The organism is Bradyrhizobium sp. SZCCHNPS1003 (assembly GCF_032381555.1).
Taxonomy (GTDB): domain Bacteria; phylum Pseudomonadota; class Alphaproteobacteria; order Rhizobiales; family Xanthobacteraceae; genus Bradyrhizobium.
Genome location: NZ_JAUHIU010000010.1, coordinates 238,910 through 251,844, shown reverse-complemented (window position 1 = coordinate 251,844; position 12,935 = coordinate 238,910). Strand labels below are relative to the sequence as shown.

The following is a 12,935-nucleotide window of genomic DNA, read 5'->3' as shown; positions in this document are numbered from 1 at the left end:
GCCCGCGGCGGCTATCCCGCGCCAATCTCGCATCCAACATCAAGCAACGGGCAAGGCGATGACCGACGACAGCGTGATTCTCGACAAGCGCGGGCAGGCCCTCTGGATCACCATCAATCGTCCAGAGAAGCGCAACGCGCTGAATGGTGACGTCATCGCCGGGATCTCGCGCGGCTATCGCCAGGCGCATGACGATCCGCAGGTGCGCGTGATCGTGCTGACCGGCGCGGGGGACAAGGCGTTCTGCGCCGGCGCTGACCTGCAGAACTCGGGCGCGGCCTTTGCGATGGATTTCTCCCGCCCCAATGCCGACTACGCCGATCTGCTCAGGCTGTCGCAGAATGCCACCAAGCCCGCGATCGCGCGCGTCGGCGGCGTCTGCATGGCCGGTGGCATGGGGCTGTTGTGCATGACCGACATGGCGGTCGCGGCCGATCACGTCATCTTCGGCCTGCCGGAGGTCAAGGTCGGCGTGTTCCCGATGCAGGTGCTGAGCCTCTTGCAGAGCATCGCGCCGCCGCGTCTCGTCAACGAATGGGCGCTGACGGGCGAGCCGTTCGATGCCAAGGCTGCACAGGCTGCGGGGGTGCTCAACCATGTTGTTCCCGCCGCCGAGCTCGATGCCAAGATCGAGTGGCTGATCGGCCGCATCGTCGACAAGTCGCCGACCGCCATCCGCCGCGGCAAATACGCCATGCGCGCCATCGCGTCGATGTCGTTCGACGAGGCGATCGCCTATCTCGAAAGCCAGATCGCGCTCTTGGCGATGACCGAGGACGCCAAGGAAGGCCTGAAGGCGTTCGCCGAGAAGCGCAAGCCGGTGTGGCCGGGGAAGTAGCGCGCGGCAGGTGGATCGCTTGACGGCGGCTCTGTTGTTCCAGCTGTCATGCTCCGCGAAGGCGGAGCATCGCTCGTTCCTCGGCTAGCGCGCAGCTTTACGCGCGCCTCGGGGACCCAATTCCCGGCGCTCGTTCATGCACAGGCCAAGCGCTCTGAGCGGGATCCATCGGATCGTGGGTGACGAGATCAAGGATCTCGTTGTTGGCGAAGCCGATCGCCATTGGTCGTATCACGTCTGGCACAACGCCCAGATCGTAGAATTCGGCTACCGCCCCATCAATCCGAAACCAGTTTTCGCAGGCACCGGTGTCGAGATTGATCAATTGGATTCCGCACCACGGTTCAGAATCGGTTTCGGCCAACCTGCGATCCAGTGCGAGACCCTCGAAACGCTCATAGCGAGGTTTCGACAAGCCAACGAAGGCATAGTTGCCGAAAAACGCGAGCCCGCGCACGAAGCCGGGACAGAATGCCAGAACGTGGAACGTCGCGCCGGCTGCTGAACGCTCGATCCATCCGATCTCCCCCGTGCCCGAGTTGAGCACCCACAATCTCCCGCGATAGAGCCGAGGGGAATGAGGCATCGAGAGACCATCGATCACTATCTCATTGGAGTGCACGTCGATGACGATGCCGCCATCGGAACGACGGTCGCGCCAGCCGTCGACGGTGTCCGATCTGCTGATCGCCGTAACGTAGCGCGGGGCGCCGTCTTCGATGGCAAGTCCGTTCAGATGACATCGGTCCTCCTTGACGATCTTCGAAATGAAGGAAGGCTTCCACAGCGGCGTGAAGCTGTGCCGTTCCGATGTAGAGGCAAGACAATTGTAAAGCGTGTTGACGAAGACGATGCGGCCGTCGCTCAGCATCCCCACGTCATGAACATCGAGCTCGCCAGTGGTGAAGATCTGGCGCGGGACATAACAGGCATCGTGCAGATCGTTGATCTGCTGCCCGGGCGCAAGTACGTTCCTGAATCTCAAGATCTGGAACATCGTGGCGAGCAGGATCGTATCGCGGTCCACGACGCAGATTCCCATGGCCTTGTGAAAGAGGCGCTCGTGGACCAAGAGCCCGCCGTCGGCATTCTGACCCAGGAAATAGAATTTGCCGGATTGATAGGACGAACCCGCGATGGCGATGCGCTGAGAACCAAGAAAGCCGGGCAGTCCGGGTGACATGGAATACCGAACCGCTTCACTGCCGGCCTGGCCAACCTGTTCCGCGGGAAGGCGTACGCAAGTTCGATCGGCTGGCAGAATCTCGTTTGATTCGAATGTCGGTACGTCGTCACGACGGCCCATGGATGCTTCTCCAAACGGCGGTGAACCCGACAAGAGGCAGGCCTCTTCAGCGCGGCCTAGGAGAGTGCCTCGAAAGACGGGAACGGCTTAAGACTTTTTGGTCGATGTGCCATCATCTTCTGGTTGTCCAGTAATTCTTGACATATAAAGGTTGAGTTTCCCAGCCCAAAGGAGGAGGGCGGCGCTTGTCCGACAGGTTTCCATGCCGGCAGTTGGTGCTGTCGTCTTCGATGCTGGTGGGCGCAGTTTTCGGCTATAGCCGCCGGGTCTACGCTGCTTGCGCCAATGTGGGCGGTTCCAATTGGGAATGCTCGGCGGCCAGCACCGCCCAGACGATTTCGGGCGCCAACGCTCACGTGACTGCGCTATCGGGATTCCGCATTACGACCGTCTCCTCGAATGCTCTGACGATCACCGGCGCCGGCAACCTTTCATACACCGATACGAACTTCTCTCCGTTTACTGCGACCGCCGGCAACGGACTCAATATGACGACGACAGCCGGCGTTCCGGGCAGCATCACAGTGAATACCAACGGTGATATCACCGCCCTCAACTACGGCATTCGGGGCCGCAACCAGGGCACCGGCGCGCTCAGCATCACGACCAACGGCGATGTCGTAAGCACGGGCACAACCTCGGTATCGCGGGGAATCGTGGCGATCAATTTCGGCACTGATCTGACCGTGACAACCGGCGCAGGCTCCAACGTCCGCGGCGCGCGCTACGGAATTCTGAGCCGCAACTACGGCACTGGATCGACGACCGTGACGGTCAACGGTGACGTCACGGCCGCCGGCACGACCGGCAGCGATTTCGCTCTTCTCGCGAGAGGGAACGCAGATGTCACGGTGACCACAGCCGCCGGAACTACCGTGAGCGGCCAGGAGAGCGGCATCTTCGCGCGGAGCGATGGCAATGGCGCGGTAAAGATCGCCGTCGCTGGCGACGTCACAGGAACCAATACGACGGGCATATATGCGAGAAGCGGAACGAGCGGATCAATTGCGATTACGATCGGCGCCGGAAGCCACGTGACCTCGAATGGTACGGGAGCGGATGGTTTCGCCATTGATACATCGAGCTTCGTCGTCAGCCCTACCACTCTCACTGTGGCCGGTACGCTAGATGGCGGTGCGGGCGGCGCCGTTCGGTTTCATGGTTCGGCGAACCGGCTTGAGCTCTATCCAACCGCTGCGATCAACGGCAACGTTTTCGGCGGCGGCAGCGACACCCTTGCACTGGGCGGCACTGGTACAGCGAGCTTCAACGTCGCAACGATCGGTGCCGGCCTGCAATACCAGGGCTTCGGGACGTTTCTCAAGGAGGGCAGCAGCCACTGGACGCTTACCGGCACCACTCCGCTCATCTCCAGCTTTACCGTGAATGGCGGCCTGCTCGAGGTCGACGGAAACATGCCAAACACCTCAGTCACAGTGAATAGCGGCGCACTGCAACTCGGGAATGGCGGCAGCGCCGGCTCGATCGGCGGCAACGTCACTGACAACGGCATCTTCGCGATCAATCGTTCCGACAGCTACACGTTCGGTGGCATCATTTCGGGCACCGGAACATTCCAACAGCTTGGCTCCGGCACCACCATCTTCTCCGGTGCGAACACTTATACCGGCGGCACCATCGTCAGCGCGGGCACACTGCAACTCGGCAATGGCGGTACCAGCGGCTCGATCGTCGGCGACGTGATCGACAACGGAATCTTGGCCTTCAATCATTCCGACGGTTACACCTTCGGTGGAACGATCTCAGGCTCTGGTGCCCTCGAGCAAAACGGCAGTGGCACGCTCGTCCTGAGCGGGCATAGTAGCTACACAGGCCCGACGTTCATCAACAGCGGGATACTGGACGTCACAGGGGAGCTCGCATCGACCGTGTTCGTCAACTCCGGGGCCCGGCTCATGGGCAATGGCACGATCGGCGGCCTCGCTGTCGCGAGCAGGGGAGTCGTTTCTCCAGGCAATGCGATCGGGACGCTTAATGTCTCTGACGACGTATCCTTTGCCTCTGGCTCCACCTACGAAGTCGAGACCAACGCGTCCGGGGCGGCAGACCGGATCGTGGCGACCGGCACGGCAAGACTCAATGGCAATGTCGTCGTCCTGCCGCAGAACGGTGCCTATGCCTTCCGTACCACCTACAGTATCCTCAATGCCGCCGATGGCATCAGTGGTGCCTTCTCTGGGGTGAGCAGCAACTCTGCGTTCCTGTTTCCCAGCCTGAGTTATGATGCCAACAACGTGTTCCTCTCGTTGACTCAGTCGACGTTCTTTCCGAGCGTCGCGCGGACGGCAAACCAGCTGGCCGTAGCCACCGCTCTCCAGGAGAGCTCGCCGGATAGCCGGCTCTTCGGCAGCGTGATCTTCCAGACAGCGCCCGGCGCGCAACAGGCGTTCGACGCGCTGTCGGGCGAACTTCATGCCAGCGCACGGACGTCCCTCGTCGAAGACGGTTATTTCGCCCGGGACGCCGTCCTCGGACGCTTGCGTCAAACTTCCTTTGAGGACCGTTTTGGGCCGTTTGCGAGTTTCGGCTCCGGTGGTCCAGCCGTGATCTACGGCGATGTCGATCTATCCTCGCCGAAGCATCTGGCCTACGCCGCCGATACGGACAGGCGCATTCTCCACACCGGCAGCATTCCGTCGTCGGCCAACGCGTCCACATCGCGGGATATTGGCTGGTGGGCTCAGGGAGTGGGGGCTTGGGGCATGGCTCATGGTGACGGCAATGCTGCTGGTATGAGCCGACGCCTGAGCGGTTTCTTCAGCGGAGTAGATGGGCGGCTGGGCGACAACTGGCGGGCAGGCGTCGCGGTCGGCTACACCAATTCGAGGACGAGCATCGATGCCCGTGCGAGCTCGGCCGATATCGATAGCGCATATCTAGCCGTCTATACTGGCTTTGACGTGGGTGCCTGGAACATCCGCTCGGGGGCACTTCTGAGCTTCAGCACGATTGGGAGCGCTCGCTCGATCAGCTATCCGGGTTTTTTCGAACGGGCGACCGGGCGTTATGGCGCGTTCAGCTCACAACTATTTGGTGAGATTGGTTATGATCTGAACCTCGCGGATGCTCTTGTGGAGCCATTTGCAGGTTGGTCCTGGATCCATCTCCATACCAATGGCTTCGATGAGGCCGGTGACGTCGCCGCACTTTCCGGCTCATCGCGCGAGGAGGACGTAGGTTATACGGCGATCGGGGCGCGCGCATCGGCGCTGATTGCATTATCGGACGGAATGGCGCTCAAGCCGTCAGCATCGCTCGCTTGGCAACACGGTTTCGGCCAGCTCAAGCCGGAAGACCACCTGCTTTTCAGAAGCACCGGCGCTGCATTTGACATTGCAGGGCTGCCGCTCGCTCGGGATGCCGCCCTGGTGCAGACCGCCCTGGATCTGCGCACAAGCGCCAATACTGTCATGGGAGTGTCCTATCGCGGCAATCTTTCGAGGAGCAGCCAGGATCACTCGATCGAGGGGCACATCAAAGTTCAATTCTAGCTCTATCTGGGGAAAGATATCCGGACAGCGGATGCGCGAGGCGATCAGCGTCTCATCGAGACCTGCCTATCATTTGGCTGCGAATGCGCAGCGCACATTTGAGTGCCGCCTGGCTTGTCCTTGCAGCAGATGAACAGCGTGCTTGGACGATCATCATTCGAGACTGAAACCTCACAGCAGTATTGGCCGCGTAGGTTGCCCTGAGGTTCGCGCGGCGTCATGATTGACGGATGGTGCGGCATTCGGATCGAGGGGAACATGACACGACCCGCCGGACATCCCGACGCTGATGGCCTGCACATCCGGCCGATGCGGCCGGACGAGATCGGGCTCGCGATCGACTGGGCGGCAGCCGAGGGGTGGAATCCCGGGTTGTCCGATGCGACGTGCTTCGCAGAGGTCGACCCCGACGGCTTCCTCGTCGCCGAGCGCGACGGCGTGCCGGTCGCGACCGTGTCCTGCGTGAACTATGACGACCGGTTCGCCTTTCTCGGATTCTACATGGTGCGTCCCGAGCTGCGCGGGCGCGGCTACGGCTTGCGGCTCTGGCAGGCGGCGATGGCGCATGCGGGATCGCGCATTGTCGGACTCGATGGCGTGGTCGCGCAGCAGGACAACTATCGGAAATCCGGCTTCAGCTACGCGTATGCCAATATCCGCTACGGGGGACGATCCGCCGCCTTGCTGCAATCGGCGGATCGATCAGGTATCGTCGCTCTTGCCGATGTGCCGCTTTCCGACATCGAAGCGTCAGATGCGACCGTATTTCCCGCCCCGCGCCGGGCATTCCTGCGGGCCTGGATCGACACGCCCGGTCATTTCGGCCGGGCGCTGATCCGCGACGGTACGCTAGCCGCCTGGGGTGTGATCCGTCCGTGCCGTGCGGGCTACAAAATCGGTCCGCTGATTGCGGAAAAGCGTGCCGATGCCGAGGCCGTGGTGTCGGCGCTGCTGAGCGCAGCCGGCGACTCCGAGGTGTTCCTCGACGTGCCCGCGATCAATCCGGAGGCGGTGGCGCTCGCCGAGAGCCTCGGCCTGAAGCCGGTGTTCGAGACCGCGCGCATGTACACCGGGCCGATCCCGCCGCTCCGGATCGACCGGGTGTTCGGTGTCACCACCTTCGAACTCGGCTAACTCACCGTCCGAGCGGCCGCGCGAAGCTCAGTTCGTGGCCGTCGGGATCGGTGAGGTGGAAATAGCGCTCGCCCCATTCGGCATTGCAGGGCGTGGTCGAGGGGGCAAAGCCAGCGGCCAGCGCCTTGGCGTAGACGGCGTCGACATCGGCGACGTGGAAGATGATGCGGCCCCACCAGCTCCACTGCTTCTCCCTGGACATGGCGATCAGGTTGAGGAAGCCGGAGCCCACACGGAAGCTCGTGAACGACGTGTGGGCGCCGCCATGGGCGATGTCGTCGAAGCCGAGCGCGCGATAGAACGCGACCGCGCGCGTCATGTCGTGGGTGGCAATCGTAATCGCGCTGATGCTCTCGATGGTCATGGAGGCGCTCCTCGCCGTGTGGAAGCCGCACCATAGAGAAGCTCAGATCACAGTTGGCACGCAAGGGCGGCCGGGTCGTGACGAATTCAGCGCCAGCGCCGCCGGCTCATCACAGCGCCCAGCGCGAAGAACACCGCCGCGCCGAGCGCAATGGTCGCCGCGCGCGCGACATCCCCCGGCACGAGCATCGCCCGCTGCGCCGCGCCCTGGCTGAAGGAGCCGCGGGTGCGGTGTAGGCGCGTCACGGGACGGTCGAGATTGTCGGTGCGATCGGGCACCAGTGGTACGTCGGTCTGTTGCCCGGCGATCGCCTTGGCAGCGAGGTAGCGGTCGAGCAAAGCGGGCGCGACGGCGTTACCGAGGATCGTGAGCAGTGTCGGCCAGCCGATCCAATATTCGCGGAAGCCGCCGTCGGCGACGCGATAGACGGCGTCCGCGATCACCTCGGGCTCCACCGGCCGGCCCATTGGTCGTGGCGTATGCGCAAGGTGCGCGCGAGCCCAGTCGAATTGCGGTGTGTTCACCGCGGGCAGGTCGACGATGCTGAGCGTGATGCCTGAGCGCTCGTGCATCAGCTCGGCCCGCAGCGAGTCGGTGAAGCCCCGGATCGCATGTTTGGCGCCGCAATAGGCCGCCTGCAGCGGAATGCCACGATAGGCGAGCGCCGAGCCGATCTGAATGATGCGGCCTTCGCCGTGCCGGCGCATCGAGCGCAGCGCCGCCATCGTGCCGTGCACGAAGCCGAGATAGGTGACCTCGGTGACGCGGCGGAACTCCTCCGGCGTGATGTCGGCCACGGTCGAGAACACCGTCTCCATGGCGTCATTGATCCAGATGTCGACCGGACCCAGGCGCTGCTCGAGCCGTTCGGCGGCCTCGAACAGCGCCTGCGCGTCGGCGACATCGACCGCCTCGTATTCGGCATGGGCAAACCGCGCCTGCAGCTCGCGCTGGACGTCGCGCAGCGCATCCTCGTCACGCGCGATCAGGCCGACGCGGTCGCCGGCCTCGCCGAAGCGTTTTGCGATGGCGCGGCCGACGCCGGCGGAGGCGCCCGTGATGATGATGGTGCGAGCTGGTCTGCGAGGCATGTCCGGTTCTCCACGCGCCCCGTCGTACAAACGTGCTGCGGCCGGCAATGTTTCGGGCCGGTCAAGCCGGCCGAATGAATTCTCCGTCAGCCGTTATCGGAGCCGTGGACTTCGACGCGCGATCCATCAGGCTCCGAGAGGGCAGGCCAGCCCCCCCGGAGATTGTGGGACAGAAAAGCTCGCTGAGCCTTGCCGGTGCGACCGGAGCTCAGCCCGGATTGGCCTTGAGGCCGGCGGCTTCGATGCCGGCGACGGCGCAGATCTCGTCATTGTCCGAAGTGTCGCCGGAGACGCCGACGGCGCCGACGAGCGTCGTGCCGTCCATGATCAGCACGCCGCCGGGCACCGGGACCATGCGGCCCTGGGCCAGCGTGTTCACGGCGTCGATGAAATAGGCCTGCTCCTGGGCGCGCTGGAACAGGGCGCGGGAGCCGAGGCCGAGGGCGAGTGCGCCGTAGGCCTTGCCGTGCGCGACCTCGGCCCGCATCAGGCTGGTGCCGTCCTGCGCGGCGGCGGCCTTCAGGCAGCCGCGCGCGTCGAGCACCATCACAGCGAGCGGCTTGAACTTCTTCTCGATGCCCTTCGCGAGCGTGGCGTCGAGGATCTTGCGGGCGGTGTCGAGCGAGAGATCGGCCATGTCGGTGTCCTTGTGCTTTGTGATGCCAAGTTGGCTAGGTCATCCGTCATTGCGAGCGAAGCGAAGCAATCCAGGGTGAAAGAAAAGGTCTGTATTGCTTCGTCGCTTCGCTCCTCGCAATGACGAACATTGAGATCATGCTCCGCGGCGTTCCGACCTCGTGAATCAAGAACGCATCTGCGTCCGCTCCAGGCTCATCGCCAGGAGCTGCGCAGCGTGCACGGCGCCGCGACCGGCGCCGTCTTGGATCTGGTGGCGGCAGGAGGTGCCGTTGGCGACGATGAAGGTCGAAGCTTCTGCCTTGCGTACCGCAGGCAGCAGCGACGCCTCCGCCATCTGCAGCGAGACCTCGTAGGTCTCCGCGCCATAGCCGAACGCGCCGGCCATACCGCAGCAGGAGGATTCGATGGTCTCGACCGTGAGCTCCGGAATGAGTCGCAGCACCTGCTCGACAGGCTTGAAGGCGGCGAAGGATTTCTGATGGCAATGGCCGTGCAGCAGCGCCTTGCCGGGCAGGGGGGCGAGCGGCAGCGCGAGCCGTCCGGCCTCTGCCTCGCGCGCCAGAAACTCTTCCAGCAGCAGCGCGTGCGCGCTGATCGTCTTCGCGGCGGTATCGTCGCGTAGCGACAGCAGTTCGTCGCGCAGCGTCAGCAGGCAGCTCGGCTCGAGGCCAATGATCGGCACGCCGCGCAAGGCGAACGGCGCGTAGGTCTCGACCAGGCGCTGCAGCTCGGACTTGGCTTCGTCGACCAGACCGGCGGACAGGAACGTCCGGCCGCAGCACAGCGCCCGGCCGCCATCGGCGGGCTTGGGAACGTAGACGCGGTAGCCGCCCGCGATCAGCACGCGCAGCGCGGCGTCGAGATTTTCGCGCTCATAGACGCGGTTGAAGGTGTCGCCGAACAGCACGACCTCACGGCCATCAGCCGGACCGAACGCGTCGGCCTCGACGCGGAAGGTGTCGGTGCGGAAGGCCGGCAGCTTGCGCTTGGCGCTGATGCCCGCAACGCGCTCCATCAGCACGCGCAGGGGCGCAACATGATTGCGCAGGTTCACGAGCGGCGCGACGCGGGCGACGAGATCGGCGTAGCGCGGCAGGTAGGCGACGAGCCGGTCACGCAGCGTAAGACCATGCGTCGTTGCCCGCGCTGCCAGCACCTCGATCTTCATCTTGGCCATGTCGACGCCGGTCGGACACTCGCGGCGACAGGCCTTGCAGGACACGCACAGCTTCAGCGTTTCCATCATCTCGTCAGACGACAGCGCGCCGGGACCGAGCTGGCCGGAGATCGCGAGCCGCAGCGTATTGGCGCGGCCGCGCGTGACATCCTTCTCGTCGCGGGTGGCGCGATAGGACGGGCACATCACGCCGCCGTCGAGCTTGCGGCAGGCGCCGTTGTTGTTGCACATCTCGACCGCGCCCTGGAAACCGCCGGCGGCGCCGGGATAGGCCGACCAGTCGAGCACGGTCTTGAGATCATCGATGCGATAGTCCGGCGGATAGCGGAACAGCGAGCGGTCGTCCATCTTGGGCGGATCGACGATGCGGCCGGGATTGAGCACATTGCCGGGGTCGAAGCGCTGCTTGACCTCCTTGAAGTCGGCGACGATGCGGCTGCCGAACATCTGTTCGTGGAATTCCGAGCGCACGATGCCGTCGCCGTGCTCGCCGGAATGCGATCCCTTGTACTCGCGCACCATGGCGAAGGCTTCCTCGGCGATGGCCCGCATCGCCTTGACGTCCTTCTCCAGCTTCAGGTTCAGCACCGGGCGAACGTGCAGACAGCCTTCGGAGGCGTGCGCATACATGGTGCCGCGCGTGCCGTGCTTCGCGAACACATCGTTGAGCCGTGCGGTGTAGTCGGCGAGATGCGGCAGCGGCACCGCGCAGTCCTCGACGAACGACACCGGCTTGCCGGCCTCCTTCATCGACATCATCACGTTGAGGCCGGCGGCGCGGAAGTCGGCGACCGCGGTCTGCAGGGCAGGGTCGGTGATCTCGACCACGCCGCCCCATTTGCGCGGCTCGTTGCTCCAGGCGAAGCCGAGGTCGCCCATCAACTCGGAGAGCTGCTTCAGCTTGGCGAGGTTCTCGTCCGTTGTCTCCTCGGCGAACTCCACCACCAGGATGGCGTCGGGGTCGCCGCGCACGGCGGCGGCGATCACTGGCTGGAACATCGCGATGTCGCGTCCAAGCCCGATCATGGTGCGGTCCACCAGTTCGACCGCGATCGGCTTCAGCTTCACAAGGTGCTGAGCCGCGTCCATCGCCTCATAGAAGCTGCCGAAATGGCAGACGCCGAGCACCTTGGTCCGGATCAGGGGCCACAGCTTGAGCTCGATGCGGGTGGAGAAGGCGAGGGTGCCTTCGGAGCCGACGAGCAGATGGGCCAGGTTGTTGGCGGCGTTGCGCGGCGTCAGCGCATCCAGATTGTAGCCGCCGACGCGGCGCTGCACCTTGGGAAACTTGTCGGCGATCTCCGCGGCCTCGCGCTCGCCCAGCGCAAGCATGTCGCGAAACAGCACGTGAGCGCTGTCCGGCGCGCTGACGTCACGAAGGTCTCGCGGCACCTCGCCAAAATGCGCCAGCGTGCCGTCGGCGAGCGCCGCGTCGATCGCGATGGTGTTGTCGCGCATCGTGCCGTAGCGCAGCGAGCGGCCGCCGCAGGAATTGTTGCCGGCCATGCCGCCGATCGTGGCACGCGACGCCGTCGAGACGTCGACGGGAAACCACAGGCCGTGCTGCTTGAGCTGGCGATTGAGGTCGTCGAGCACGATGCCCGGCTCGACCACGCAGGTCCGAGCCTCGACGTCGAGAGAGACGATGCGGTTCAGGTGCTTGGAGAAGTCGACGACGATCCCCTCGTTGACGGTCTGGCCGCATTGCGAGGTGCCGCCGCCGCGCGGGGTGACGATGCGGCCGTCGTCGCGGGCGAGGGCGAGCGTACGCAGTGCCTCGTCCATCGTGCGCGGCACGACCACGCCGGCCGGGATGACCTGGTAGAACGAGGCGTCGGTGGCGTAGCGGCCACGGCTGAAGCGGTCGAAGAAGACGCCGCCTGCAATCTCGGCGCGGAGCTTCTGTTCGAGCCTGGACGGACCGGCTTTGGCGTTCGGCATGGTGATCCCTGGTCGGGCCCGGCTGTCGTCTGGCGGGCCCTCTTGAGCCCCGTGTCATTCATTTCTGCAAATGCGTCAATCTGATTGCATGCAAATTTGCGCAATCCTGGGCGTCATTCGACCTTGTCCGGCTTACTTCCCGCCGTTGGCGGTTGACTCTCGCCGAAGTAGGCGATCGCGGCCGCGCCCTTGTTGCGCAGATGTTGAAACAGAGTGTCGGACAGCTCGCTTCCGGCGCGCCGGCGCAGGGCGTCGAGGATCATCTCATGCTCGCGCATGGCCTCGCTCCAGCGTTCGCGCTTGCGGGCGAAATTGGCCGAGAAGCGCACCCGCCGGATGCGGCCCGCCAGGCTCTCATAGGTCGCATGAAGGGTGGCGTTGGCGGCGGCATCCACGATCGCGCGGTGGATGAGCTGGTTCATGCGGAAATAGCCCTGCATGTCCTGCCGCATGTAAAACCCGTACATATCATGATGAAACTGCTCGATTTTTTCGATCGCTTCATCCGAAATCTTCTCGCAGGCGAGGCGGCCGGCGAGCCCTTCCAGGCCTCCCATCAGGTCGAATAATTCGTGGATGTCGGCGGCGCTGAGCGGGCGCACCCGAGCGCCGCGATTGGGCAGCAGCTCGACCAGGCCTTCGGCCGCGAGCACCTTGAGCGCTTCGCGCAAGGGAGTGCGGGACACCCCCAGCATTTCGCAAAGCTGGCGCTCGGACAGGCGGCCGCCGTCGGCGACGTGGCCCTCGACGATGTAGTCGCGCAGCCGTGCCAGGATCTCGTCATGCAGCGAGGTCTCGTCCCGCGCAGGCGCAGGTCGACCACTTGGATCTGCCAATGGTGGCGTCTCGATATCGGGAATCGTGGAATTCATTTCACCCCATTGTAGCGATAGTTACAGATGTGGTCGACCTTGTGTGTGAATACGTTTAATC

General features: G+C 64.1%; 9 protein-coding genes. 3 read left to right on the top strand and 6 right to left on the bottom strand.

The genetic code is table 11. The annotated features are described in order from the left end of the window. Positions 1-58: 58 nt before the first annotated feature. The gene (locus QX126_RS18705) at positions 59-838 is read left to right on the top strand and encodes an enoyl-CoA hydratase/isomerase family protein (protein ID WP_315782834.1); all 780 of its coding nucleotides are present in this window, start codon (positions 59-61) and stop codon (positions 836-838) included. A 97-nt stretch (positions 839-935) separates the two neighbouring features. On the opposite strand, the gene QX126_RS18700 is transcribed toward QX126_RS18705, so the two are convergent. After that, complete coding sequence (locus QX126_RS18700) at positions 936-2,144, bottom strand: TIGR03032 family protein (RefSeq protein WP_315782832.1); 1,209 nt, start codon at positions 2,142-2,144, stop codon at positions 936-938. 185 nt (positions 2,145-2,329) lie between these two features. On the opposite strand from QX126_RS18700, the gene QX126_RS18695 reads away from it, so the two are divergent. Beyond that, a complete protein-coding gene (locus tag QX126_RS18695) occupies positions 2,330-5,656 on the top strand; it encodes an autotransporter domain-containing protein (protein ID WP_315782830.1) in 3,327 nt (1,108 codons plus the stop codon). A gap of 258 nt (positions 5,657-5,914) precedes the next feature. Beyond that, entirely contained in the window at positions 5,915-6,790 is an 876-nt protein-coding gene (locus QX126_RS18690; protein ID WP_315782828.1) for a GNAT family N-acetyltransferase, read from the top strand. A 1-nt stretch (position 6,791) separates the two neighbouring features. On the opposite strand, the gene QX126_RS18685 is transcribed toward QX126_RS18690, so the two are convergent. From QX126_RS18685 to QX126_RS18665, 5 genes are all read right to left on the bottom strand, one after another. After that, positions 6,792-7,154, bottom strand: coding sequence for a VOC family protein (locus tag QX126_RS18685; RefSeq protein WP_315756116.1), 363 nt, complete (start codon positions 7,152-7,154; stop codon positions 6,792-6,794). Positions 7,155-7,240: 86 nt separating this feature from the next. After that, the gene (locus tag QX126_RS18680; RefSeq protein WP_315739019.1) at positions 7,241-8,245 is read right to left on the bottom strand and encodes an SDR family oxidoreductase; all 1,005 of its coding nucleotides are present in this window, start codon (positions 8,243-8,245) and stop codon (positions 7,241-7,243) included. A 208-nt stretch (positions 8,246-8,453) separates the two neighbouring features. Continuing rightward, positions 8,454-8,882 carry a GlcG/HbpS family heme-binding protein gene (locus QX126_RS18675; RefSeq protein ID WP_315777060.1) on the bottom strand — a complete coding sequence of 143 codons (429 nt, stop codon included), beginning with the start codon at positions 8,880-8,882 and terminating at the stop codon, positions 8,454-8,456. A gap of 165 nt (positions 8,883-9,047) precedes the next feature. Continuing rightward, a complete protein-coding gene (locus tag QX126_RS18670; protein ID WP_315782826.1) occupies positions 9,048-12,002 on the bottom strand; it encodes an FAD-binding and (Fe-S)-binding domain-containing protein in 2,955 nt (984 codons plus the stop codon). A gap of 113 nt (positions 12,003-12,115) precedes the next feature. Then, positions 12,116-12,874: a GntR family transcriptional regulator gene (locus tag QX126_RS18665; protein WP_315782824.1), complete on the bottom strand. Its 759-nt coding sequence runs from the start codon at positions 12,872-12,874 to the stop codon at positions 12,116-12,118. Positions 12,875-12,935: the final 61 nt, after the last annotated feature.